This window comes from Xenorhabdus sp. SGI240 (assembly GCF_040081915.1).
In the GTDB taxonomy this organism is placed as follows: domain Bacteria; phylum Pseudomonadota; class Gammaproteobacteria; order Enterobacterales; family Enterobacteriaceae; genus Xenorhabdus; species Xenorhabdus bakwenae.
Genome location: NZ_JBEBMB010000063.1, coordinates 1 through 25638, shown reverse-complemented (window position 1 = coordinate 25638; position 25638 = coordinate 1). Strand labels below are relative to the sequence as shown.

Here is a 25638-nt window from a genome sequence, read left to right as displayed (position 1 = left end):
TCGATTTTGGAGTCGATGATGTTTATTCAATTAGGAAGAGGGATCATGATCTTAGTCTGGGGGATCATGATCTTCAATTTGTTTCACCCATTCCCCAGTCCATTAAAATATTTTATGAATATTGCAATGGTATTTACGGTAATCATGCATTCTTTTCAGTTACTACTGCTGAAAAACTCCCAGCCTAAAGATCAAAAGCTGTCTGGTTTTATCCAGACCAAAATCTTCTTTTTCGGCGTCTTTGAATTATTGGTCTGGCAGAAAAAACTACTAAAAGAGAAACAACAGGAGAAAAAATAACTTCCCATATCCAGTGACTCATTCTGTTTTATTCCGGCTGGAAACAAAGCAAATATCGTCAATGAGTATTCGCGTAATTACTCATTGACGTTCTTTGTTTTTGATAATAAAACGTTATTTGTTCGTTAATAACGAATCAACATTTTGCGACTTCTTGCACACAGTATCAATATCATTGCTCAGCAATGCTTCCCTTTTAAACTGTCAAAAGCGATAGCACAAATCATCAAAAGAATTCCCCTTATTGGATTTGACTCTGGAGTTTACTCCAACGTGTAGAGTTAACTTTAATCATTAGTATTAACTCTATATTGAGGGGTCGCCTATGTTATCCACGTCCAAAAAACATAAGCAATCACAGCACAATTCCCTATCTTGCCAAAAAAATGAACACCAGAGTGTCGCCAATAATGTAAGTGGGCATTCACATAATTCTCACGCTCCAGACCATCACCATGCTTGTTGCTCTACTGGCACCGGGCGCTCTCATGAACATGAGCATGAACATGAGCAGAGCGGCGCACTCTGTTCACTCGATCATGCCCATGCCATACCGGAAAGCGTTCTCACCGGATTAACCGCGGGACAGCGTTTTAATTGGACTATCCAAGGCATGGACTGCCCAAGCTGTGCCGGAAAGATCGAAAATGCGGTCAAAAAACTGCCCGATGCCAAGCAGGTCAAGGTCCTGTTTACAACAGAAAAACTGGTGGTCGATGCTGATATTGATATTCGTGCGGCCGTTGAACAAGCAGTAAAACAGGCCGGCTTTACTATCAAAGAGGCAAGTTCAGCATCTAAACTGCCTCCCGAAGTCAATCATTGGAAAACCTTTTCCCCAATCTTGATCCTAACCGCCTTGATGTTCATCAGTTGGGGAATATCAAAAGCCCATGCCCCCGCCGGACAGATCGCTTTCATCATCACTACGCTCATTGGGTTATATCCGGTAGCGACCAAAGCCATCAAATTGATCCGTTCTGGTACGCCTTTCGCCATTGAAACGTTGATGAGTGTTGCGGCCATTGGTGCCTTGTTTATTGATGCCACCGCAGAAGCAGCAATGGTTATTCTCCTGTTCAAGTTGGGGGAAATACTGGAATCCTATGCCGCCGGACGCGCACGTCGTGGCGTCAGTGCATTGATGGCATTAGTTCCTGAACAAGCCCTCCTCATTAAGGATGGAAAAAAGGAAACAGTGCCAGCGGCAGATCTGCGGCCGGGGGATATCATCGAAATCGCCCCCGGTGCCCGGTTACCTACCGATGCCGAACTGCTCAGTCCCTTTGCCAGTTTCGATGAAAGTGCCCTGACCGGTGAATCGGTTCCGGTTGAACGGCAGCAAGGTGAAAAAGTCGCCGCAGGTTGCCTTTCTGTCGATAGTGCGGTGCAGATGAAGGTGATCTCTGAACCGGGTCACAACGCCATTGATCGCATCCTGCAACTGATTGAAGAAGCGGAAGAGCGTCGTGCGCCGATTGAGCGCTTTATCGACCGATTCAGTCGTGTCTACACTCCGCTGATTATCTTGTTCTCAGCACTGGTCGTATTGATCCCGCCTCTGTTTTTTGCCGGCTCCTGGGAAACCTGGCTCTACCGTGGCCTGACCCTGCTGTTAATTGGTTGTCCTTGCGCCCTGGTCATCTCGACGCCTGCGGCCATTACTTCCGCACTGGCCGCAGCAACCCGTCGTGGCTCCCTCATCAAAGGGGGAGCAGCCTTAGAACAACTTGGGTCAGTGAGTACAATTGCGCTGGATAAAACCGGAACGTTGACCGAAGGAAAACCCCAGGTTACTGACATTGAACCTGTGGAAAATATCAGTGCAGAAACCTTGCTGGCACTCGCGGGGGCCGTAGAGAGTGGCTCACATCATCCTTTAGCAAAAGCTATCCTGAATGCCGCCGACAATAGAAGTGTGACAATTGTTGAGGCTGAACAGCGCAAGGCGCTGGCTGGTATCGGGGTTGAAGGGCAATTATCGGGGCAAAAAATTCTCGTCACCGCCCCCGGAAGATTGCCGGAAAATACCTTGTCCGAGCAATGGAAACAGAGAGTCACAGAACTGGAAAACGATGGAAAAACAGCAGTTGCTGTCATTCAAAATGGGCAACTGATGGGGCTGATAGCAATGCAAGATACCTTGCGTCAGGATGCCATAGATGCTATCCGTATCCTGAAAAAACAGGGTATAGAGGCCGTGATGCTGACGGGTGATAATCCCCGTGCTGCGGCCGCTATTGCGAAACGGCTGGGCATTGATTATCGCGCAGGGTTATTGCCCGAAGATAAAGTGAAAGCGGTCACTGAGTTGAACCAAAAACATCATACTATGATGGTCGGTGATGGTATCAACGATGCGCCAGCCATGAAAGCCGCCAGTATCGGTGTTGCGATGGGCAGCGGCACAGATGTTGCATTAGAAACAGCCGATGCCGCCCTGACACATAACCGACTGACGGGTTTACCTGAAATTATCGCTCTGTCTCGCTCAACTCGTTATAACATCCGCCAAAATATCACCATTGCGTTAGGTTTAAAGGCGATCTTTCTTATCACGAGCCTGTTGGGTATTACCGGACTATGGATGGCAGTTCTGGCCGATTCGGGAGCGACGGCTTTAGTAACAGTAAACGCGGTTCGGCTGCTTAGGAATAAATCAAAAGCGTAATAAATGGCATATCAACTTAAATTGCCACCAGCAAGCGGATGATAAAGAAGTCACAAAGGAAGATAACAAATCGAAAAGGTGCATGTTCATACCCTGCACCTTTTCAAAATTACAATTAACGACATAAAATTGCTATTAAGGAAAAAGGAAATATGGCACTCAGCGAGGTGATAGTAGACCAAACACCCTATTCAAAGCCTAGCATAGCGCCTGTTTTCCGCCAGTTAATTATATAGACTTTTCTCAATTAAACAGAGTGTTCACTCTTTCTGAGCAGATATCGATAGGGAGTTTGCGCTGTCTCCTGGGCGATCAGCGCATGATCCATAAAGCGACAGAATCCCGGAATATCACGGGTTGTTGCCGGATCATCCGCAATGATCAATAACGTCTGACCCGCAGTCATATGGCGGACGGTCTTGCGCACCATCATGACCGGCTCTGGACACCGTAATCCTAACGTATCAAGTGTCTTGTCGGGGTTGGCAAAAACTTCGGACATAACCATCTCTGTAGGTTCAAACAATCTGTGTGGCGGTGGATTATATTACAAAATATCATCAACTGCCGTACTTTACTTTTATTGCGCAACACACGTATGATCTCACGGCCTGATCTTCAGGTAGATTAATTTGTTGGGTTCCCTCACCCCATCCACCAAAAAGGTACAATATGCTGCAATTGACTGCGCAACAGCGGGCTAGGGCACTGATCTGGCTGTCGCTTTTTCACATTTTGATCATTACTTCCAGTAACTATCTGGTGCAATTACCCATCTCCATTTTTGGTTTTCATACCACTTGGGGAGCATTTACATTTCCCTTTATCTTTTTGGCGACTGACCTGACTGTACGTATTTATGGTGCGCCATTAGCTCGCCGGATCATTATTTCCGTTATGCTGCCCGCGTTGCTGATCTCTTATCTGATTTCAGCTCTGTTTTTTCAGGGAACCTGGCAGGGATTCGGGACATTGGGAACCTTTAATGTCTTTGTCGCCCGCATTGCCGCCGCTAGCTTTATGGCTTATGTACTCGGCCAGATACTGGATGTTGGGGTCTTCAATCGTCTTCGCCAAAAAAGCCACTGGTGGATAGCACCGGCTGCCGCCATGTTTTTCGGTAATATGCTCGATACACTGGCCTTTTTCTTTATCGCGTTTTACCGCAGCACGGATGCATTTATGGCAACCCATTGGGTAGAAATTGCGTTAGTAGATTATGCCTTCAAGCTGTTTATCTGCATGCTGTTCTTCCTGCCCGCTTATGGCATTCTGTTGAACTTAATTCTGAAATACTTTTTCGCGCAAACAGAAGATAAAATCCTGACTAAAGCCAACTAAAAACATCCCCCTGAATCAATCAGGGGGACTCATCTTTCCGCCAGTGTTTCCCCCTCACATCACTCATTTCTTGCTTTTGCTCATAACTTCTCGGTTATTTTGCCGTATAGTGTGGATGGGCAGTTCGTTACTTGCCCTATACCCGTATTGTGACACTCATGCCTAGTTTCCAGTAAAGAAGGATATTTCTTATGCTGAAAGTGATCCAGTCTCCATCCAAATATATCCAAGGGCCAGGTGCGTTATCTCACCTTGGTCGATACACCAAAATGCTTGCTGACCACGTCTTCGTGATTGCCGATCATTTCGTGATGAACCTTATTGGCGATACCGTCAGCAAAAGCCTGGAAGAACACGAAGTGACCAGCCATTTCGAACTTTTCAATGGTGAGTGCAGCCGCAGTGAAATCCATCGCTTATCTGCCATTTTGTTGGAACAACAATGTCAGGCGGTTGTCGGGATCGGGGGAGGAAAGACGATTGATACTGCCAAGGCTGTTGCATACGAATCCAAAATACCTGTGATTATTTCGCCTACCCTGGCATCAACAGATGCACCGACCAGTGCCCTTTCTGTTCTTTATACTGAACTCGGTGAATTTGACAGCTACCTGTTCTATCCACAGAATCCCAATATCGTGCTAATGGATACCAATATTATTGCTAAAGCACCGGTTCGCCTGCTTGTCGCAGGTATGGGAGATGCACTCGCCACCTATTTTGAGGCACGAGCCAGCAGTACCGCCCACAAACCAACCATGGCTGGTGGTGCAACATCCACCACCGGTTTGGCATTGGCAAAACTGTGTTATGAAACCTTGCTGGCGGAAGGTTATAAAGCAAAACTGGCGGTAGAAGCCGGTGTCAGTACACCCGCTGTTGAAAATATTGTCGAAGCCAATACCTACTTGAGTGGCATTGGTTTTGAAAGTGCGGGATTAGCAGCCGCTCATGCCATCCACAATGGTTTCACCGTGCTGGAAGAGTGCCATCACCTTTATCACGGTGAAAAAGTTGCGTTTGGTACTCTGACACAATTGATCTTAGAAAATAGCCCAAGTGAAGAGTTGGAAACTGTGCTCGATTTTTGTGTACAGGTCGGGCTACCCGTCACACTGGAGCAATTGGGCTTACGCGATAATGAGAAACTGCATCAAAAAATCATGCAAGTTGCTCTTGCAAGTTGTTCCGAGGGTGAAACCATTCACAATATGCCCTTTGTGGTGACACCAGAACAGGTTTACGCTGCGATTTTGGCCGCAGACCAGATAGGTAAAGATTGGTTGTATTAAGTGATTGCGAAGCAGAAATAAAACGGGCATGCCCCACAGGAACATGCCCATAATTTGATTAAACGATGTCAATCAGTAAGATCTATTTTGTTGGCTCCGGCCAAATTTTAGCGATATGACTCAAACATTCTTCTTTCGTTCCGGTTATGCCGATTGCCATCCATCCCAACGGGATCTCATACCCAACAGGCCAGATTGAATACTGCTTTTTACCATTAATGACGATCATCCAATTCATGGCATCCTTTTCGGTTAACCGTTCCATGATACAACCTCCCTTTTGAAACTGTCTGAAAGGGCAGCCGGTAAGAATCCAGTACCGATCAGATAACGTAATACTTGATGAACATATCCGGCTGTAATTGTGGGGCAACGGATATGACTCCCCGCTAATCCCGCCAGCGTATTTTTCAGTTCCAATTCAGGGCTGAGTTCATCAACATAAGCCGGATCTAATGCGCGATAAGGTCTTTCAGCCATGTCTCGGATCAGTGGGATCAAAGGATACAATGGGTGAGTATCATCCAGCGCCAGGATCTTATCTTTCCCCTCATTGAATGGAACAGGATTGAGGATATAACCAAAATCTTGTACCCAATCGAAAAATTGTCGGACAGAAACCTGCTCCGGATTGAACAGATTAAAGAATTTCCCATTAGATGCCGGCTGGCGAGAAAGATGCACCAGTGCAGTCGCCACATAATCGACCGGCACGATATCCAGCAACAGGGCATGGTCAGGATAAAAGCCCATGGCCAAATAGCCTTTCAAAGATGATATCAGATAATCATTACCCTGCGCCGCGCCTGTGCGGGTATGACCGAGGATCAACCCAGGCCGGTAAATGCTAACAGGAACGCCCCTTTGACGGGCAATATTAATAATCCCTTCCGATACCCATTTACTGCCCGAATAACCGCAAGGATCACGAACCGACTCACTCATGGCCCGATCATCTTCCATATAGGGGCGAGGCGACTGCGTGGCATACAGGGCGTTTACAGAGGAGACATAGTGAAAATGTTTCAAACGCGTCGTGCACGCCAGATCCAACGCTGTTCGGGTCGCGTCAACGTTGATACTTTTCAGGGCACGATAAGGATAAATGAAATTAACCCATGCTCCGTTATGGTAAATAACATCAACCTCTTCTGCCAGTTGTGCCCATAACTCCGGCAATAAACCAAAACGTGGTTGCCCTAAATCACCGATAATAAAATCGACCCGTTCAAGCCCGTTACCAACATCAATGCGGTAATTCTTGAATCCAGATTTGATTCTTTCACGGGCATGTTCTGCATCAGATGCACGGCACAAGCAAATAATGCTGGCCGAGGTTTGTTTCAGCAACTGCTCCAGCAAATGCAGCCCAAGATAGCCGGTCGCGCCGGTCAGTAATATTTTGTCTGGCTGATACCAATTGGCATGAGCCAATCCATCAGGGCGAATTCCTTCTTGCAGGTAAACATCATTCCTGAGCGTCTCAGCATGCTGGCGAATTAACGCTTCATTCTGGTATCTTCCTGAGAATTGAACAGGATTGACCTGACGTTCAGCGAACATTTCATCCAAAATGGTGGCTATTCTGGCAACCGTCGGCTCAACATAGATCCCAGAAATCGGAACCCTTAGAGAAAACGCTTTTTCAATCTGTTCTACCATGCGGGCGACAAGGATGGAATGCCCTCCGATCTGGAAGAAATCATCCGTGATACCGAATACATCTGCCCCCAGTAAACCACGCCAAATTTCATAAACACGTTTTTCAGTTTCCGTTTGCGGCTGTACTCTGTCATGGCTGGCATTTAGACGCTCTGCAACGTCTTCCAACCGCTTTTTATCTCTTTTGCCACTGCTTGTCAGCGGAATATAGGGAATACGGTAATATTCAGCCGGTATCCACGCTTCATGCAATACTTCTCTGAGAGAGCGTTGAGTCTCCCGTACCCAGTCCTGCGATATCACCAGATTAGGATTGAACAATACAAATGCCTGGATTCTGGCAAAATCACCACGGCCCGCGACCCGGATAATGGCATCCTGTACACCATGTTGTTTTCTCAATGCAATTTCTATCTCACCTAACTCGATTCGATATCCCCGCACTTTTACCTGATCATCTTGTCTCCCCATATAAATGAGGGTGCCATCTTCCAGCATACGTGCCATATCTCCCGTCAAATAGGCCCTTTTACCTTTTTGAGTTATGTCGGGAACGTATCTTTTGGCGGTTTCAGTTGGGTTATTGCGATAGCCTGCGGTCACGCCCAATCCACCAATAAGAATTTCTCCCACAGTGCCTTTCGGCACAGTCCGCAGATATTTATCGACAATCGTGATACTGGTGCCCGGAACAGGACCACCCAATTGAACTTTATCACCCTTTTTCATGCGGAACGCAGTTGACCAGATGGTTGTTTCCGTTGGGCCGTAAACGTTCCATAATGTGCTTCCGGTGGCTGTCAGTTGATCGGCCAAATCTTGTGACAACGCTTCTCCTCCGCAAAGCATGCTCATTTCTGGGCGCGGCATCCATCCTGCATTCAGGGCCATGGACCAGGTCACCGGAGTTGCCTGGGCGAAAGTGAATTGTGGTTTTGACAGTGTGTCAGACAGTGCCATTGCATCGCGTTGGGTATCAATTGAAGCGATGTAGATACTGCCACCATGCACCACGGTCAGCAGCAATTCCAGCACTGAGATATCAAAGGAGAATGTCGTCAATGCCAGCATATGGTCACGCGGGCTGATTGATAACAGTTTGCCAAATCCGCATAGGCAGGCAGCCAGGTTATCATGTTGAACTTGTACTGATTTTGGCAATCCTGTAGAGCCAGAAGTAAACATCACATAAGCCGGATGATCTCCCAATACAGGAATATCCCTATTTTTTGTCCGTTGAGTTTGAGCGACCTTATCTAAGATAGTCTCCATAGGGATGAATGTTGACGCCTTAAGCCCTGCCGGGACCGTATTATCGGCTACCAAAATACTTTCCGGCAGACTGGTAAGAATATCGTTCAGGCGTTTTTCCGGCATCATGGTATTTAAAGGGATATATACCGCCCCAATTCGCCAAATGGCCTGCATGGTGACAAACCATGCAATCCCCCGCTGCGCCGCAATAGCAACATTGCTACCCATTTTGACCCCGTGGAGACGCAAAACTTCTGTCGCATTATCAATGCGTTGGTTCAGTTCACCAAATGTTAACGTTTCATGGGGATCAGCAACAGCGACCTCATTGGGTATGCTTTTTGCCAACTCAACCAACCGAACAGGAACGTTCTTAAACCATGGTTCTAGCTCTGCTGTCATGTGTCTGATATTACGATTAAATTCAGTTTCAACAGCCGGAGAATTTTTTTGCCCAGTAGTAAATGCTGTGTGTAATATTGCCTTGTGTGTATAAGTATTCATAATGATGCTCTCATTCTGAGCCTCATTAGTTTCATCACTTTTCATGATGAATAGAGGCATCAATGCTGGTAGTCGTTATCTTCCAATTTTTGTCTGCATTCAGTATTTTCAAATACCTTATGCTGACGCTAACTGGATCATAAAAATAAATTGCAAAAATTTATTGCGAATTTAATAAATATATTAATTAGTATTAATTTGTAATATTTTATTAATTAAATAATCAGCTTATATAAAACTAATTATTATTTGGAAGGCAGAGTGTATTACGCCTATACAATCTGCAGCCAATTTTAACTAACAAATTGATATTATTGTAATTTACATCATAAAACAGTTATCCAACCCTGCATGAAAACGACTATCAGCAGCATGAATAACTATTTGTAGTAATATCTATTATTTTGAATTTTAATTTCAATAATTTTATTTATAAGCGCGTTACAAAAAACGCAAAGCATGTAAATAAAAATAAATTACATGGACAAATGAAAACATTATTCAAATAATGCCATCAAAAAAACAGTACCACTTGTTAAAAAAAGCCGACAGAAAAACGCCAACAGTGATTTATTAAATAATTTTATCATAGGAATGTTTGTGTGGATTATATTTATCTGACTTTTCTATGGTGACTACTTCAGACAAATCCCCTAATAATAATGCGCTTTTATTGGGTCGAGAATATATACAAACTTTAAATGCGCGAAAATGAAAAATAGCGCAAAAGGCCGTTCATTGTGATTGTCATCACACTAATATAAATAAATTGTCTTCAAAAAAAGCGCTAAATCACTCAAAATTATCGACTTTGCGAAATTATATCTATATGTTAGCGATACCTCACAGTCATAAAAGGTTGTTTTCAGCTAATATTAGCTTCGATATAGAAAATAAATAGCTAAAATTTTTCGTTTAACGCCATCACTGCTTGATGGTGGTGATTCGCTCATACAAAAGTCACGTGGAGACAAAAAATATGTTAAGTATTTTCAAGCCGACGCCTCATAAGGCCCGGTTGCCCGCGCAGGAAATAGATCCACTCTATCGTCGCTTGCGCTGGCAAATTTTTATAGGGATCTTCTTTGGATACGCAGCTTACTATCTGGTAAGGAAAAACTTTGCACTCGCCATACCTGCCTTGATCGAACAAGGCTTTTCTAAGGGGGATCTTGGCTTTGCATTGTCAGGTATATCAATTGCATACGGCTTCTCAAAATTCATCATGGGTTCCGTTTCCGACCGCTCGAATCCACGTGTCTTCTTGCCGGCGGGTTTGATACTGGCGGCGGCAGTGATGTTATTTATGGGCTTTGTACCATGGGCAACGTCCAGCATTGCTATCATGTTTTCTCTGCTGTTCCTCTGTGGCTGGTTCCAGGGGATGGGGTGGCCGCCTTGTGGACGTACTATGGTTCACTGGTGGTCACAGAAAGAGCGTGGTGGCATTGTTTCTGTCTGGAACTGTGCGCATAACGTTGGCGGAGGCATTCCCCCCTTACTGTTCATGTTGGGGATGGCCTGGTTCAATGACTGGAAGGCGGCATTTTATATGCCCGCCTTTGCCGCTATCATCGTGGCATTCATCGTTCTCGCTTTAATGCGCGATACACCACAATCTTGTGGCTTACCGCCAATCGAAGAGTATAAAAACGACTACCCAGCCGATTACACCGAAAACAATGAAAAGGAACTGACTGCAAAAGAAATTTTCATGCGGTACGTTTTGCCGAATAAATTGCTGTGGATGATCGCCGTTGCCAACGTCTTCGTCTATTTACTGCGCTACGGTATTCTTGACTGGTCACCCACTTACCTGAAAGAAGTGAAAGACTTTACCATGGATAAGTCTTCCTGGGCTTACTTCCTGTATGAGTACGCGGGGATCCCGGGTACGCTACTGTGTGGTTGGATGTCGGATAAGGTATTTAAAGGCAACCGTGGTGCCACCGGTGTATTCTTTATGACACTGGTCACCATCGCTACTATCGTATTCTGGCTGAACCCAGAAGGTAACCCTGATATCGATATGCTCTGTATGCTGGTTATCGGCTTCCTGATTTACGGTCCGGTGATGCTAATCGGCCTGCATGCCCTTGAACTGGCACCGAAAAAAGCAGCAGGAACAGCCGCAGGTTTTACTGGTTTGTTTGGCTATCTGGGCGGTTCGGTTGCGGCCAGTATCATCGTCGGTTATACCGTTGACTATTTCGGTTGGGACGGCGGCTTTATGGTCATGATCGGCGGTTGTATCCTCTCGGTTATTCTGCTGGTGCTTGTGATGTTAAGTGAACACAAACATAAGCAGGAAATTGCCCGTCAAGGTCAATAAAACACAACTGAAAGACGCCAATTAATCACCTTATCAATCGCAGTACAACGCGTTGTACTGCGATTTCATGGATGAATAAGTCTGTTTACTCTGCTCTGTTAAATAGACTGCTTGCTTTTACCTTATAGATATATTCCTCATATCCACACTTTATTAGCACCTTTTTGATTTTGAAAACACCTTTAATTGATGATAATAAAGGCTGAATATTTACACCCACATAAAGTAATATTAAATAATGCTTACCTTATCATTACCCACTTATACCAATCCAATTTCAAGATGCGTGTTATATTTCCCCGCGCCGCAGGGAAATATAAGGCCTCGCGTCGTCTTGCGGATTGCAACTTGAAGTTTATCGAGTATAAACAGAATCCGGAGAAAAATTTTCATGTCATAAAACTGTGACATACTGCTGATAACATTAATATTCAGGATTGTGTTATGTCATCATCTTATATAAAAATCGACTTGAATGATCACCTATTTTTCTGGCTGCTGACGAAAAATCAGTAAAACGGTAAGTAACATCAACTTTTATCTAAGATTTTTATTAGAATAAATGGAGAATCTCAATGCAGACCCCTATGAAGGCAATTATGGCCGGTATTTTGTTAGCATCATCCATGTCAGGTATTGCACATGCAGCCGATAAGATTGTTATCGCCCATCGTGGCGCGAGTGGTTATTTGCCTGAACACACATTACCCGCCAAAGCAATGGCGTATGCACAAGGCGCGGATTATCTTGAGCAAGATCTGGTCATGACCAAAGATGACCAGCTCATTGTTCTGCACGATCACTACCTTGATCGCGTAACGGATGTCGCAGAACGTTTTCCAAACCGCGCCCGTGCTGACGGCCGCTATTATGCCATTGACTTTACCCTGCCAGAAATTAAGTCACTAAAATTTACGGAAGGTTTTGATATCAAGGATGGTAAAAAAGCCCAAAGCTATCCCGGACGTTTCCCGATGGGTAAATCAGATTTCCACATTCATACCTTTCAGGAAGAGCTGGAATTTATTCAAGGCCTGAATAAATCCACGGGCAAAGACATTGGTATTTATCCTGAAATCAAAGCACCGTGGTTCCATCGCCAGGAAGGCAAAGATATCACCAGCAAAGTGCTGGAAGTTCTGAAACAATATGGCTACACCAAAAAGAGCGATAAAGTTTACCTGCAATGTTTTGATGCCAATGAACTCAAACGCATCAAAAATGAACTAGAGCCGAAACTGGGGATGGATCTGAAACTGATCCAGCTTATCGCTTACACCGACTGGAACGAAACTTACGAACAGAAATCAGATGGTACATGGCAGAATTATAGCTATGACTGGATGTTTAAACCTGGTGCGATGAAAGAAGTCGCAAAATATGCTGATGGAATTGGCCCTGATTACCATATGCTTATCGCCAGTGACTCTACGCCGAACCACATTAAATTAACGGGCATGGTAACAGAGGCTCACGCCAGCCATCTGGCGGTACATCCCTATACTATCCGTATCGATCAATTGCCAAAATATGCCACCAGCGGCAACCAATTGTTTGATATCGTTTTCGACAAGGCCAATGTCGATGGGGCATTCACAGATTTCCCTGATTTGGCAGTGACGTTCCTGAGAAAACACCACGAGCATAAATAATCAGTGCGAATAGCGTAGAAAAACGGGGCAGTCCAAGACTGCCCCATCGTGACTTATTGCATTAACGATATAACATCGTTATCACGAGATCCCAACAGGAAAAGCGATAACCTCACTAATCCGTTCAGCACCCAATGCCAGCATAATCAAACGGTCAACCCCTAATGCTACACCTGCACATTCAGGCATGCCGTGGGCAAGGGCAGCAAGCAGATATTCATCAATCGGCTGAACCGGCAATCCCATTGTTTCACGCTTACGGTTATCCTGTTCGAAACGAAGACGTTGCTCATTGCTGTCGGTCAACTCACGAAACCCATTCGCCAGCTCCATGCCTTTGAAATAGACTTCAAAACGCTCCGCAACACGGTGATCTTCCTTGCTGATTTCTGCCAATGCTGCCTGAGATGCCGGGAAGTGATAGATAAACGTCGGTTTCTCAATGCCGATCTGAGTCTCTATTCCCATGACAAAAAGTAGCTGTAATAAAGTATCCCGGTCTTCTTCCTGATCAGCGATATTACTGAGATCAAGTTTTGCCGCTACTTCACGCAATTTTTCTTTGCTTGCGGTAAGGGGATCAATATCCAGATATCGCATGAAAGCCTGTTGGTAAGACAACGATTCAGCACTTTCACAATCCAGGATCTGTTGCAACAGGTCATCCACTTCATTCATCAAACGATACATGTCGTAATGTGGACGATACCATTCCAGCATGGTGAACTCTGGATTATGATGACGACCCGCTTCCTCATTACGGAAACTTTTCCCCATCTGATAAATGGAACCACTGCCAGCGGCCAACAGACGCTTCATGTGGTATTCAGGGCTGGTCATCAGGTACAGAGTCAAGCCATCTGCCGCTCCCGGCCCAACGAACTGTGTCTGGAAAGGAACCAGATGAACGTCGGTGACAGTCGCCTGACTCATGGCAGGTGTTTCAACTTCCAACACCCCACGATCTGCGAAAAAGCGCCGTATTTCTGCTAAGATCTCCGCCTTTTTCAATAAATTGGCGATAGGGGCACTTGGCTGCCAATTCGCGGTTTCGTTCATATTTCTATGACTCCAAAATAAAACAAAACGCGCAGTTTACCTTCATCAAGCCAACCAGACAATTCATTGCCCTCAATTTCTTTATGCCTTTACTCTTTATACACTTAATTTTTTAATTTTCGACCTTATTAACTCTATTCGTTATCCCTTTATTTATGAATAAAAAAAATTAATTAAAATTATTTTTTCTCTACTCATAATAGCTAAATTGATATCCTAATCTTAATAAGATGCCATCAATAAAAAAGCGGAAATGATATAAATTCACAATAACAACTTCTTGTTATCCAAATTAATTAATTTCATTATTTATTTTTATATACCAATCCAACTTCAAGATGCGTGTTATATTTCTCCGCGCAGCGGGGAAATATAAGGCCTCGCGTCGTTTTGCGGATTGCAACTTGAAATTTATCGAGTATATAAACCACACTGATGAAGTTATTCACATGCAACATTTGAATAAGTAAAAACATGCGTTAGATCACGTTTTACAGGTGAAATCCCACAAAACCCGCATCCATATCAAATTTACCCCTTACGTTGTTCGCTATAATTAAACCATATAAAAAGTGATAGATTGACTCCCACTTGAACAATGGAGAAGAGCGGTGAAAACCTTCAATGTCGACCTTGCGATTATCGGAGCCGGTGGAGCAGGGCTACGAGCCGCCATCGCTGCTGCTGAAGCCAATCCTCAACTCAAAATTGCCTTGCTCTCAAAAGTTTATCCTATGCGTAGCCATACGGTGGCCGCAGAAGGCGGATCGGCCGCAGTCACTCAGGCGCACGATTCCTATGATTTTCACTTCCATGACACGGTATCCGGTGGTGATTGGCTGTGTGAACAAGATGTGGTTGAGTATTTCGTCAAACAGTGTCCAACAGAAATGATCCAACTGGAACAATGGGGCTGCCCGTGGAGCCGCAAGGAGGATGGCTCTGTCAACGTGCGTCGTTTCGGGGGCATGAAAATTGAACGCACATGGTTTGCCGCCGATAAGACCGGTTTCCATATGCTCCATACACTGTTCCAGACGTCACTCAAATACCCGCAAATCCAGCGCTTTGATGAGCATTTTGTCCTCGATATTTTGGTGGATGAAGGGCAGGCTCGCGGATTGGTTGCACTGAATATGATGGAAGGAACAAAAGTTCAGCTCCGCGCTAATGCCGTTATTATGGCGACTGGCGGTGCCGGACGTGTATACCGTTATAACACCAATGGCGGCATTGTGACGGGTGATGGGATGGGAATGGCGTTCCGTCACGGTATCCCATTGCGTGATATGGAATTTGTGCAATATCACCCAACCGGCCTGCCTGGTTCCGGTATTTTGATGACCGAAGGCTGCCGTGGTGAAGGCGGAATTCTGGTGAACAAGGAGGGTTATCGTTATCTACAGGATTATGGCCTGGGACCAGAAACGCCGCTTGGACATCCTGAAAACAAATATATGGAACTCGGCCCGCGTGACAAAGTGTCCCAAGCGTTCTGGCATGAGTGGCGGGCAGGTCGTACCATCGCTACGCCGCGTGGCGATGTCGTACATCTGGATTTGCGTCATTTAGGTGAGAAAAAGCTGCTCGAGCGTCTGCCATTTATCTGTGAGCTGGCAAAAGCCTATGTCGGTGTTGATCCGGTCAAAGAACCAATCCCTGTTCGTCCAACCGCACATTACACTATGGGCGGAATCGAAACGAATCAACAGGGTGAAACTCGCATCAAAGGATTGTTCGCTATCGGTGAATGCTCTTCTGTTGGCCTGCATGGTGCAAACCGCCTCGGCTCTAACTCGCTGGCTGAATTAGTTGTCTTTGGCCGCCTGGCCGGTGAAGAAGCAGTCAAACATATCCAACAAGTGAAACCCGCCAATAGTAGCGTATTGGATGCTCAATCTCGTGATGTTGAAGATAAACTCAATAACTTGCTGAATCAGAAAGGCGGCGAAAACTGGGCGAAAATCCGCGATGAACTGGGCACTTCCATGGAAGAAGGCTGCGGAATTTATCGTACACCAGAGTTAATGCAGAAAACCATCGACAAAATTGCCGAACTGAAAGAACGCTTCAAACATATCGGAATTAGCGACCGTTCCAGTGTATTCAATACCGATCTGCTCTACACCATCGAATTAGGTTTTGGTTTGGATGTCGCTGAATGTATGGCGCATTCCGCCATGAATCGCAAAGAATCCCGTGGTGCCCATCAACGCCTTGATGAAGGCTGTACCGAGCGTGATGATGAGAACTTCCTGAAACATACACTGGCATTCTATAACCCAGAGGGTGCCCCACGTCTGGAATACAGTGATGTGAAGATCACCAAATCTCAACCAGCGAAACGTGTCTACGGGGGCGAAGCGGCTGCACAAGAGAAAAAACAGAAGGAGCAAGCGAATGGCTGAGATGAACAATCTGAAAATGGAAGTCATGCGCTATAACCCGGAAATTGACAGTGAACCCCATTTCGTCACTTATGAAGTGCCTTACGATGAACAAACTTCACTCCTGGATGCATTGGGGTATATCAAGGACAATCTGGCGCCGGACCTCTCTTACCGCTGGTCCTGCCGCATGGCAATCTGTGGTTCCTGCGGCATGATGGTAAACCGTGTCCCCAAACTGGCCTGTAAAACGTTCCTGCGCGATTATGCTCAAGGCATGAAAATCGAAGCACTGGGTAATTTCCCAATCGAGCGGGATTTAGTTGTGGATATGACTCACTTTATTGAGAGCCTGGAAGCTATCAAGCCTTATATCATTGGCAATGATCGTAAACCCGCCGATGGCCCAAATGTACAGACACCTGCCCAGATGGCGAAATATCATCAGTTTTCCGGTTGTATCAATTGTGGCCTGTGCTATGCCGCCTGTCCTCAATTTGGTTTGAATCCTGAGTTCATTGGGCCTGCCGCTGTCACGCTGGCACACCGCTATAACCTTGATAGCCGCGATCACGGCAAGAAAGAACGCATTCCTCAAATCAACAGCGATAATGGCGTCTGGTCTTGTACTTTTGTCGGTTACTGCTCTGAAGTGTGTCCGAAGCATGTTGATCCTGCCGGTGCGATCCAACAGAGCAAGGCAGAAAGTGCTAAAGATTTCCTTATCTCTATGCTGAAACCACAATAAGGAAGGAGAGTGTAATGACGACAAAACGTAAGCCTTATGTGCGGGGTATGGAATCCAATTGGTGGCGTAAACTGGGTTTTTATCGCTTCTATATGTTACGTGAAGGGACAGCCATCCCCACTGTTTGGTTCAGTGTTCTGATACTTTACGGCCTGTTTGCCCTGAAAGATGGCCCTGAAAGCTGGGCGGGGTTTGTCTCTTTTCTGCAAAATCCATGGGTGCTGCTGATTAATATCATCACCCTGCTGGCTACATTACTGCATACCAAAACCTGGTTTGAGCTGGCTCCCAAGGCACTCAATATCATCGTTAAGAATGAGAAAATGCCACCAGAGCCAATTATTAAGTTGCTATGGGCAATCACGATTATTGCTACCGTCGTGATCCTCGGCGTGGCCCTGTTTTTCTGACCCCAAGGAGGATCTGATGAATCAAGTACCTAAACGTTCCGATGAACCGATTTTCTGGGGGTTGTTTGGTGCCGGTGGTATGTGGAGCGCGATTGTTGGGCCTGCAATTATTCTGCTGCTGGGTATCTTGCTGCCACTGGGATTGGCACCAGAAGCGCTTTCTTATGAACGCATCCTGACATTTTGCCAGAGTTTTATCGGTCGTATCTTTTTGCTGCTGATGATTAGCCTGCCTTTATGGTGTGGTTTGCACCGTCTGCATCATGGTATGCACGATCTGCAAATCCCTGTACCCGCCAGTAAGTGGGTGTTTTATGGTGCAGCCGCGATTTTAACTGTTATCGCTTTAATTGGGATTTTTATGCTGTAATTGCGCTAATTCTGGCAAGCTATCCTGAAATAAGTCTGCGGATAAACCGCAGACTTATTACGAAAGGTATTTGCAACCTTTAAGATATGTTGATTAGAACTTATAAGAAATTGTCGCTTTATAGGTGCGGCCTTTCTCTTCTTGTCCTTGTGTTGTACCCAAGTAGTAAGAATGCTCTCTGTAGCGTTTATCGAACATATTATCGATACCAAACAAGAGTTCAGTATTTTTAAATGCTCCTGTTTTTGGCGCCCAAGAGATATACATATTGCTTACGCCATATCCCTGTTTATGTACATCAACAATAATGGCTTCTTTCTTATCATTTGTGTCTTTACCTTTTGAGTTCTTTGACAGAACAAAGCGGGTATTCCAGCCGAGTTCAATATCGGTTTTATCAAACAGGTAACTACCACCTACTGTGATAGAGTCTCCCACTGATGGTCCAAACTCTAATCCTTTGGTAAAGGCTTTATCGAACAGCCCATTACCTTCAATAATCTTGTTATTGACTTTGGCATAAGTGGCTTTTAAAGACAAATTATCCAGTTTATAGTCAGTCGCTAATTCAAACCCTTGCAGTCTGGCTTTCGGGATATTATGCAGCTCATTCTTGGCTAAGGTTGTAGACAGGTTTTTAAAGTTTGTTTGGAACACTTTACCTAATACAACTAGCGAGTCATTGTCAGCAAAAACACCAGGATAAGTACCTGCCACACCCGTTTCCAGGTTATAACCCGTTGTGGCTTTCAGGTTATTACTGTGGTTGCTTAATCCCCTACCCAGTTCTTTACCTAATGGCCCCCTAAATAGTTCGGTATAGTTGGCAAATAATGTTGTGGACGCCCCAAGCTCGTATTTTAATCCGAGTGCTTTTGAGAAATGAGCATAAGTCCTGTCAAAAGATTCATTATTATTAATAGTGTGATATTTGTAGTGATCCCATCTAACACCCGGTATGATGTGGAAATCAGCTAATTGAATATCATCCTCTAAATAAACAGATGATGCATTTCCTCTTTCTGTTTCTTTTTTATATGCATTCTCTTTTACATCCGTATATCCCATCCTGGTATCAAAATATTCATACCCATAAGTTAAAGCATGAGCTAACTTTTGGGTATCAAAACTAGAAATATTACGAACTTTAATACCTTGGGTCTTAACAAAACTATCGAATCCTTTCCCGTTTCCGCTTACAGACTTCATATGGGTAGAGGTTTGTTTAGTATGATAAGCGGTTAGTTTTAAATCAATCAGGTCATTATCTACTGGCACATATCCATAAATGATACTGTGGGTATCACGATCAATAGCGTACTTCGCTTTATTGCCGTTATTTACTTTAGGGCTGACATCATTACCAAAATTTAACCTATGATTGGTTACCGCATCATTTTTATAATGTTCTTTCGATACATTAATATACTGCTCATCTGTCAGATTAAATTTCGCTTTTAATAAATAATCGTATAATTTTCCATCTGTTGGGATTGGATCTCGCCCGCTATTATCCCTGCCAGATTTAGAGTCGTGCATATTACGATGGGTAAAATAACCTAATAAATCAGCAGCTCCCAATCTGCCATAAGTCGCTAAGGATTGTTGGAATTCAGAGCCATTGCTTGAGTAGTTTAATTTTCCTTTAGCGCCAAAGAGTTGGCCTGGCGCTAACAGATCACCGGCATCAACAGTCTCAAATTTTAATGCACCACTAATAGCACCGATATCGTGGGTAATACTGTTACTGCCGACCTTGATATCAACTTGCTTCAACATCTCAGGATCGATGCCGTAATTGCCTGAATGGTGGAAGTGATATCCTTCTTGCCTTGCGCCATCAATCGTCACGTTGATAAATTGATCATCCATGCCACGGATTTTAAAGCGTTGCCCTAAAGCGCTGGGATGACCGGCTTGTACGCCCGGTACATTCTTTAAAATTTCACCGACACTTTGTGCTTGTTTAACTCTGATTTCATTACGGCTGACTTTTCTATCTTCTGGTGCATCTTGAGCATTGTTATCCGCAATAACAACCAATGTATCGCTAGTATTAGTCGATTTCTTAGCCGTATTTTCAGCATTTGCAAATGCATTGGTAGAGATAGCGACTGTCAGCATAGAGGCAGACATCAAAGGAACACATAGGCCACTTTTCGCCAGGCCGGCGTAAATTTTGGTAATTTTAGACATTTATTTTCAATCACAAATACTATTGAGAAGGATTATTATTTACATTTCTAAGAGAAATGTAAATAACTTTAAAGACGAGTATGGAACATGGCTGGATGAAAAGGGCAGGATCAACAGATCCTGCCGCCTTAAGTAATATTACCCCACATTAATTACTACCCTATGTGAGCCAAAACACCTTCTGCATCCTGATAATCCCCTGCTTGGGCACAGAATGTAATTTTTCCTGAACGATGAGCATTGATTTGCACTTCCATTTTCATGGACTCCATCACTGCAATCACATCACCTTCGCTGACTTGCTCACCTTCTTTCACCATCCAGCAATGCAGGATACCGGAAATAGGTGCTTTTACCTGACGAGGATCTTCCGGCAGTTTTTCCTTTATGACAGACGGCGAAAATTGCTGTTCACCCACAGGGGCTAAATGGGCCAATAAATCCAATGGCAATCCCAATTCATGCCTGCGGCCATCAATCTCAATAAAAGTGCGGGTAATATTTTTATCTTCACGCGGAAACTGACGTAATGAAGCCCCTAGTTCATTCACAAAATCTGTTTCAATCCAGCGGGTATGGACATTGAATTTATCACCAGAAATAAAATCAGGATGCTCCATTACCGCTTGATGGAAAGGCAAAACGGAGGCTACGCCACGGATCTTAAATTCTTTCAATGCCCGACGTGCCCGAACAATGGCCTGTTCTCGGGTCGCCCCTACGACAATTAATTTTGCCATCAGTGAATCAAAGGTTGCCGGAATTGTAGAGCCATTAATCACACCAGAGTCCAAACGAATACCAGGGCCAGCAGGCGGGATAAATTCAGTGATTGTGCCTGATGTCGGTAGGAAACCTTTCGCCGCATCTTCCGCATTAATACGAAATTCAAACGAATGCCCTCTTGGGATCGGCGTTTCCTGCATGCTTAATGGATAACCTTCCGCTACCCGCAACTGCTCGATAACCAGATCAATGCCTGTTGTCTCTTCTGTCACAGGATGCTCTACTTGTAAGCGAGTATTTACTTCCAAGAAAGAAAGCATTCCCTCTGCACTGAGTAAAAATTCTACCGTGCCAGCCCCTACATAATTGGCTTCGGCACAAATGGCTTTTGCTGACTGGTGAATACGTTCTCTTTGTTCCTGAGTTAAAAATGGTGCGGGCGCTTCTTCCACTAACTTTTGGTTACGACGTTGCAAAGAGCAGTCACGGGTGCCAAGTACCACAATATTACCCTGTTTATCCGCAATAATCTGTGCTTCGATATGGCGGGGTTTATCCAAAAATTGCTCTATAAAACATTCGCCACGGCCAAATGCCGCTGTCGCTTCACGTACCGCTGAATGGTAAAGTTCTGCCACTTCATCCATACGCCAGGCAACTTTCAAACCTCGTCCACCACCACCAAAAGCCGCTTTGATGGCAATCGGCAAGCCATGCTGCTCCGCAAAAGCAACAACTTCCTGTACATTTTTGACTGGCTCGGATGTCCCGACAACCAACGGCGCTCCCACTTTCTGCGCTATCTTACGCGCCTTAACCTTGTCTCCCAACGCATCAATCGTTTCAGGGTGAGGGCCAATCCAAATTAAGCCAGCCTCAATCACTGCCCGGGCAAATTCCGCTCGCTCAGACAAAAAACCGTAACCCGGATGCACCATAGTTGCTCCAGATCTCTTCGCTACTTCCAGCAAATGAGGAATATTGAGGTAAGTTTCTGTAGGGCTATTTCCTCCTAAAGCATAAGCCTCATCAGCCAGTTGAACGTGTTGCGCATTGATGTCAGCATCCGCATAGACAGCAACTGCCTGTACGCCATAATCGCGGCAAGCTCGAATGATCCGAACAGCAATTTCACCACGGTTGGCAATCAGCACTTTCTTATTAACTTTCTTATTAACTTTCTTATTAACTTTCTTATTAATCTTGCTATTTACATTGTTCACTGTGGTGTTCATGGCAAATCATTACTCCCTTTAATTTCATGGAATTGGCTAATGGGGTTGAACCGAATTTTGGCATTGACGGGGATCTGGCCGGCAAGATCGAGATGATAATCTGCTACTGAGGCAATAACCGGATATCCTCCGGTCAATGGATGATCCGCCAAAAAGAGTACCGGCTGCCCACTGGCAGGAATTTGTATCGCCCCTGCACAAGTTCCTTCGCTAGGCAATTCTTGTAGCTTTATTCTCGATAGTGAGCACTCACCATTTAATCTCAACCCAATTCGATTAGATTGAGGCGTTACCTGCCAAATCTGCTTGCTCAATAAGTCGATGGATTCTTGCGTAAACCAATCTGTACGAGGGCCAAATAGGATATCCAATACGACGATTTCATCTTTATTTGGCATGTCAAAAGCCGGAGTTTCAGAAACAGATATCGCGGCGCAATGAGATGTTTCACCGACAGCTAATTTATCATTCACTTTCAACGGAGCAGGCCCAATATTAGACAGCGTATCCAATGAATGGCTGGATAAAATAGCTGGGACAGTAAAGCCGCCACGTACCGATAAATAAGACCGCATTCCTGCGACAGGAATACCCAAGAAAATTTCATCACCACCGTTTAAATCAATGGGTTGGTAAGTATTCACATGGAATATTTTACCTGATGATGTTTTTATCTCTATTGGGCAGGCTGCCCCTGTAATCGCCATCAATATCTGTCCATGTGCAAGCGCTTTAAATCCTCCCTGCACGATTTCCAAACAAGCATGATCAGAGGGATTACCCACAATACGGTTTGCGCTGCGCAAAGCACTTTTATCCATTGCACCCGATTCTGCGATCCCCGATTTTGCCTGACCAACCCTCCCCAGATCTTGAAATAAGGTTGGTAATCCCACAGACAAAATTTCCAGATGACAGGAAGCCTCTGGAGTAAGTGCCATGTTACTGTCCGGTGTTTCAGGTAAGCTGATTGTTGCAGGGTGACACCCAGCATCTCGAAAGTTAACACGATAGCCTGGTTGTAATAAGGCCGGAGATGGGCGGGAAAGATCCCACATACGTTCGGTCGTAATACCGATAAGCTGCCATCCTCCGGGGCTTGCCTGTGGATAAATACTGCTGAATTCCCCCGCCAATGCAACGGCACCTGCCGGAATGCGCGTTCTGGGGGTTTTGCGACGAGGTATATTCCATTGCGAGGTATTCGATACCATATAGGCAAATCCAGGGGCAAATCCAGTGAAAGCGACTGTATATTCATTTTCGGTATGTTGCTGAATAACCTCCTGAACGGTACATCCCACTATTTCCGCAACCAGTGCGAGATCATCACCGTTGTAATGCACAGGAATTTCTATGCTTTTTCCCGTTGTATGACTACGCTCTTGCAAATCTCGTCTACTGATTTCTAGCGCCAATTGTTGGAAGGATATTTTTGCCAGCCGAAAACGAACCATCAGCGTTCTCGCTGCCGGAATAATTTCTTCAATCCCCAAAATAGGTGCCATATTCAGTGAATCAAGCAGAGCCAGTGTTTCTGACAATCCACTCAATTCAACCATGATGGTATTGCTATTAACCGGTAAAAAACGCAAGGCTATCTCCCCAGATGATTAACCATATCAATGCGACCCATACTTATGAATGAATAAATGGCCAAATAGTTATTCCCGCCTGCTGCAAAACTGCCTTGACCTGTTTTGCCATCGCTACCGCACCAGGAGTATCACCATGCACACAAATTGAATCCGCCTGAATAGGGGTAAATTTACCATCAATTGATTCAACGCCCCCTTCTGTCACCAATTGCAACATGCGTTGAGCAACGAGATCGGCATCATGCAAAACAGATCCCGTTTCACGACGGGAGACTAATTCCCCTTGTGAGGTATAAGCACGATCAGCAAACGCTTCTGCTATGGTTCTCAATCCGTTTTTCTGAGCTAATTTGAGAATGTTTGATCCCGCCAGACCAACCAACACAAGGTTGGGATCTAACGCCAGAATTCCTTCAATCACAGCAATTGCCTGATATTCGTCATTTGCGATCGTGTTATAAAGTGCACCATGGGGTTTGACATAACTCACTTTAGTACCTGCTGCTGCTGCCAATCCTTGCAAAGCACCAATCTGGTAAATAACATCAGCGGTAAGTTCATGACTGGTTATATCCATTTTACGTCGCCCAAAGCCAACCAAATCGGGATAAGAAACATGGGCACCTATCGCTACATCATTTTTCTGCGCAGATTTCAATGTTTGCAAAATCCCAACCGGATCACCCGCATGAAAACCACAGGCAACGTTAGCACTACTGACGATATCCAATATTTCTTCATCGTTTCCCATGCGCCATTGACCAAAACTTTCACCGAGATCACTATTTAAATCGATCGTTTTTATCATGATGATTTCCCTAAGCTGTGGAACTAAAGAAGCAGATTGTTTGATTAAAATAAATATATTGTTGAACAATAGATAAGATCTGCTGAGGAAATAAGCAAACAAATTTGTATTATCGATCTTCAAAATCCAATAGAGATCACTTTATTAACATTTTTCGTTGACTTTATCGTCAAGATGCACAATTTAGGTGCCATAGACACAATAATATTGCCCTATATTGGTTCGATGGTGGTAACTTGCTGGTTATCGGGGAATATGTGAAGATTCGCTTTCGTATACGCGTTGAAGGTGTTTGTTATCAGCCATAAAATCTAACGGATGACTATGAAAAAAAACCATTCTCCCCAAATTTTGAGCAAAAGAATCGCTGAAACCATCAGAAATAAACTGGTTGCAGGGGAGTTATTACCTGGGCAACGACTATCAGAAGCTGCGTTGAGTGAACAGCTTGAAATTTCACGAAATACATTACGTGAAGTGTTCCGTCTTCTCACGCAAGAAGGGCTGCTGAAACATGAACCTAATCGTGGCGTGTTTGTTGCAACTCCCGATATTGCATCCATTATTGATATCTATCGAGTTCGGCAGTTAATTGAATGTCAGGCACTTGCTCAGGCTTATTCAATGCATCCCGGTATTGCCAAAATGAAACAAGCCGTTGAAGCCGCCCAACAATGTCGCAAACAACAAGATTGGATTGGTGCCGGAACAGAAAATATGCACTTTCATGCCGCGATCGTAGAATTAACTGATAGTGATAGGTTGATCGCTTTTTATCACAATATTTCCGCAGAACTGCGTCTGGCTTTTGGTATTTTGAATAATCCTGAGCTTTTGTATGCACCTTATATCGATAAAAACGCACATATTCTGGAATTACTCAATTCAGGGAAAAATGAACAAGCAGCTAATACAATGAAAGATTACCTGGAGTTATCAGAAAGGGCGATATTAGCCGCTTATACACGTAAAAATAACCAAGTACCATAAAAAATTAAACGCAAAAAAGCCATCCGGTGACGGATGGCTTTTCTGACTAAATGAATGTCTGGCAGTGCCCTACTCTCACATGGGGAGACCCCACACTACCATC

Annotated in this window: 19 protein-coding genes; 11 read left to right on the top strand and 8 right to left on the bottom strand. The window is 44.6% G+C overall.

Going from position 1 to position 25638, the window contains the following annotated elements:
• The first annotated feature begins 18 nt into the window (after positions 1 to 18).
• Both ABLA76_RS13675 and ABLA76_RS13670 read left to right on the top strand, forming a co-directional pair.
• The gene (locus ABLA76_RS13675) at positions 19 to 300 is read left to right on the top strand and encodes a DUF1145 family protein (RefSeq protein ID WP_348988346.1); all 282 of its coding nucleotides are present in this window, start codon (positions 19 to 21) and stop codon (positions 298 to 300) included.
• A 325-nt stretch (positions 301 to 625) separates the two neighbouring features.
• Positions 626 to 2971 (top strand): zinc/cadmium/mercury/lead-transporting ATPase, encoded by a 2346-nt coding sequence (locus tag ABLA76_RS13670; RefSeq protein ID WP_348988337.1) that lies wholly within the window; start codon positions 626 to 628, stop codon positions 2969 to 2971.
• 247 nt (positions 2972 to 3218) lie between these two features.
• Here ABLA76_RS13670 and tusA read toward each other — a convergent pair whose 3' ends face one another.
• Complete coding sequence (gene tusA / locus ABLA76_RS13665) at positions 3219 to 3473, bottom strand: sulfurtransferase TusA (RefSeq protein WP_348988336.1); 255 nt, start codon at positions 3471 to 3473, stop codon at positions 3219 to 3221.
• A gap of 170 nt (positions 3474 to 3643) precedes the next feature.
• Between tusA and ABLA76_RS13660 the strand changes: the two genes are divergently transcribed.
• Both ABLA76_RS13660 and ABLA76_RS13655 read left to right on the top strand, forming a co-directional pair.
• Positions 3644 to 4312 carry a 7-cyano-7-deazaguanine/7-aminomethyl-7-deazaguanine transporter gene (locus ABLA76_RS13660; protein ID WP_348988335.1) on the top strand — a complete coding sequence of 223 codons (669 nt, stop codon included), beginning with the start codon at positions 3644 to 3646 and terminating at the stop codon, positions 4310 to 4312.
• 191 nt (positions 4313 to 4503) lie between these two features.
• Positions 4504 to 5604, top strand: coding sequence for a glycerol dehydrogenase (locus tag ABLA76_RS13655; RefSeq protein WP_348988334.1), 1101 nt, complete (start codon positions 4504 to 4506; stop codon positions 5602 to 5604).
• A gap of 82 nt (positions 5605 to 5686) precedes the next feature.
• On the opposite strand, the gene ABLA76_RS13650 is transcribed toward ABLA76_RS13655, so the two are convergent.
• On the bottom strand, positions 5687 to 5869 hold the full coding sequence (locus ABLA76_RS13650; protein WP_348988333.1) for an MbtH family NRPS accessory protein: 183 nt from the start codon (positions 5867 to 5869) through the stop codon (positions 5687 to 5689).
• Complete coding sequence (locus tag ABLA76_RS13645; protein WP_348988332.1) at positions 5857 to 9024, bottom strand: thioester reductase domain-containing protein; 3168 nt, start codon at positions 9022 to 9024, stop codon at positions 5857 to 5859. Before ABLA76_RS13645 ends, ABLA76_RS13650 begins: the two co-directional genes overlap by 13 nt.
• Positions 9025 to 10003: 979 nt before the next feature.
• On the opposite strand from ABLA76_RS13645, the gene glpT reads away from it, so the two are divergent.
• Complete coding sequence (gene glpT, locus ABLA76_RS13640; protein WP_285809292.1) at positions 10004 to 11356, top strand: glycerol-3-phosphate transporter; 1353 nt, start codon at positions 10004 to 10006, stop codon at positions 11354 to 11356.
• A gap of 575 nt (positions 11357 to 11931) precedes the next feature.
• Positions 11932 to 13008: a glycerophosphodiester phosphodiesterase gene (gene glpQ / locus ABLA76_RS13635; protein ID WP_285809291.1), complete on the top strand. Its 1077-nt coding sequence runs from the start codon at positions 11932 to 11934 to the stop codon at positions 13006 to 13008.
• Between the two features lie 81 nt (positions 13009 to 13089).
• On the opposite strand, the gene epmA is transcribed toward glpQ, so the two are convergent.
• Positions 13090 to 14067, bottom strand: coding sequence for an elongation factor P--(R)-beta-lysine ligase (gene epmA / locus ABLA76_RS13630; protein WP_047768574.1), 978 nt, complete (start codon positions 14065 to 14067; stop codon positions 13090 to 13092).
• A gap of 611 nt (positions 14068 to 14678) precedes the next feature.
• Between epmA and frdA the strand changes: the two genes are divergently transcribed.
• The 4 genes from frdA to frdD are packed head-to-tail and all read left to right on the top strand — an operon-like array spanning position 14679 to position 17982.
• Entirely contained in the window at positions 14679 to 16475 is a 1797-nt protein-coding gene (frdA, locus tag ABLA76_RS13625; protein WP_348988331.1) for a fumarate reductase (quinol) flavoprotein subunit, read from the top strand.
• Positions 16468 to 17202, top strand: a complete 735-nt coding sequence (locus ABLA76_RS13620) for a succinate dehydrogenase/fumarate reductase iron-sulfur subunit (RefSeq protein WP_348988330.1) — start codon at positions 16468 to 16470, stop codon at positions 17200 to 17202. Before frdA ends, ABLA76_RS13620 begins: the two co-directional genes overlap by 8 nt.
• 14 nt (positions 17203 to 17216) lie before the next feature.
• Positions 17217 to 17612, top strand: a complete 396-nt coding sequence (gene frdC / locus ABLA76_RS13615) for a fumarate reductase subunit FrdC (RefSeq protein WP_047771673.1) — start codon at positions 17217 to 17219, stop codon at positions 17610 to 17612.
• Positions 17613 to 17625: 13 nt separating this feature from the next.
• Positions 17626 to 17982, top strand: a complete 357-nt coding sequence (gene frdD / locus ABLA76_RS13610) for a fumarate reductase subunit FrdD (protein ID WP_348988345.1) — start codon at positions 17626 to 17628, stop codon at positions 17980 to 17982.
• A gap of 93 nt (positions 17983 to 18075) precedes the next feature.
• Here the strand turns inward: frdD and ABLA76_RS13605 are convergent, their stop codons facing one another.
• The 4 genes from ABLA76_RS13605 to ABLA76_RS13590 form a co-directional block, all read right to left on the bottom strand.
• Positions 18076 to 20178, bottom strand: coding sequence for a TonB-dependent receptor (locus ABLA76_RS13605; protein ID WP_348988329.1), 2103 nt, complete (start codon positions 20176 to 20178; stop codon positions 18076 to 18078).
• Positions 20179 to 20333: 155 nt separating this feature from the next.
• Positions 20334 to 22139, bottom strand: a complete 1806-nt coding sequence (locus ABLA76_RS13600) for a biotin carboxylase N-terminal domain-containing protein (protein WP_348988328.1) — start codon at positions 22137 to 22139, stop codon at positions 20334 to 20336.
• Complete coding sequence (locus ABLA76_RS13595) at positions 22136 to 23734, bottom strand: 5-oxoprolinase/urea amidolyase family protein (RefSeq protein WP_348988327.1); 1599 nt, start codon at positions 23732 to 23734, stop codon at positions 22136 to 22138. The genes ABLA76_RS13600 and ABLA76_RS13595 overlap by 4 nt, the downstream gene beginning before the upstream one ends.
• 43 nt (positions 23735 to 23777) lie before the next feature.
• Positions 23778 to 24545, bottom strand: a complete 768-nt coding sequence (locus ABLA76_RS13590; RefSeq protein WP_348988326.1) for a 5-oxoprolinase subunit PxpA — start codon at positions 24543 to 24545, stop codon at positions 23778 to 23780.
• A 318-nt stretch (positions 24546 to 24863) separates the two neighbouring features.
• Between ABLA76_RS13590 and ABLA76_RS13585 the strand changes: the two genes are divergently transcribed.
• Entirely contained in the window at positions 24864 to 25535 is a 672-nt protein-coding gene (locus ABLA76_RS13585) for a GntR family transcriptional regulator (RefSeq protein WP_348988325.1), read from the top strand.
• Positions 25536 to 25638: the final 103 nt, after the last annotated feature.

Coding starts and splice junctions, on each gene's coding strand:
- ABLA76_RS13675 (WP_348988346.1), top strand. CDS start 19: ATGTTTATTCAATTAGGAAGAGGGATCATGATCTTAGTCTGGGGGATC.
- ABLA76_RS13670 (WP_348988337.1), top strand. CDS start 626: ATGTTATCCACGTCCAAAAAACATAAGCAATCACAGCACAATTCCCTA.
- tusA (WP_348988336.1), bottom strand. CDS start 3,473: ATGTCCGAAGTTTTTGCCAACCCCGACAAGACACTTGATACGTTAGGA.
- ABLA76_RS13660 (WP_348988335.1), top strand. CDS start 3,644: ATGCTGCAATTGACTGCGCAACAGCGGGCTAGGGCACTGATCTGGCTG.
- ABLA76_RS13655 (WP_348988334.1), top strand. CDS start 4,504: ATGCTGAAAGTGATCCAGTCTCCATCCAAATATATCCAAGGGCCAGGT.
- ABLA76_RS13650 (WP_348988333.1), bottom strand. CDS start 5,869: ATGGAACGGTTAACCGAAAAGGATGCCATGAATTGGATGATCGTCATT.
- ABLA76_RS13645 (WP_348988332.1), bottom strand. CDS start 9,024: ATGAATACTTATACACACAAGGCAATATTACACACAGCATTTACTACT.
- glpT (WP_285809292.1), top strand. CDS start 10,004: ATGTTAAGTATTTTCAAGCCGACGCCTCATAAGGCCCGGTTGCCCGCG.
- glpQ (WP_285809291.1), top strand. CDS start 11,932: ATGCAGACCCCTATGAAGGCAATTATGGCCGGTATTTTGTTAGCATCA.
- epmA (WP_047768574.1), bottom strand. CDS start 14,067: ATGAACGAAACCGCGAATTGGCAGCCAAGTGCCCCTATCGCCAATTTA.
- ABLA76_RS13620 (WP_348988330.1), top strand. CDS start 16,468: ATGGCTGAGATGAACAATCTGAAAATGGAAGTCATGCGCTATAACCCG.
- frdC (WP_047771673.1), top strand. CDS start 17,217: ATGACGACAAAACGTAAGCCTTATGTGCGGGGTATGGAATCCAATTGG.
- ABLA76_RS13605 (WP_348988329.1), bottom strand. CDS start 20,178: ATGTCTAAAATTACCAAAATTTACGCCGGCCTGGCGAAAAGTGGCCTA.
- ABLA76_RS13600 (WP_348988328.1), bottom strand. CDS start 22,139: ATGAACACCACAGTGAACAATGTAAATAGCAAGATTAATAAGAAAGTT.
- ABLA76_RS13590 (WP_348988326.1), bottom strand. CDS start 24,545: ATGATAAAAACGATCGATTTAAATAGTGATCTCGGTGAAAGTTTTGGT.
- ABLA76_RS13585 (WP_348988325.1), top strand. CDS start 24,864: ATGACTATGAAAAAAAACCATTCTCCCCAAATTTTGAGCAAAAGAATC.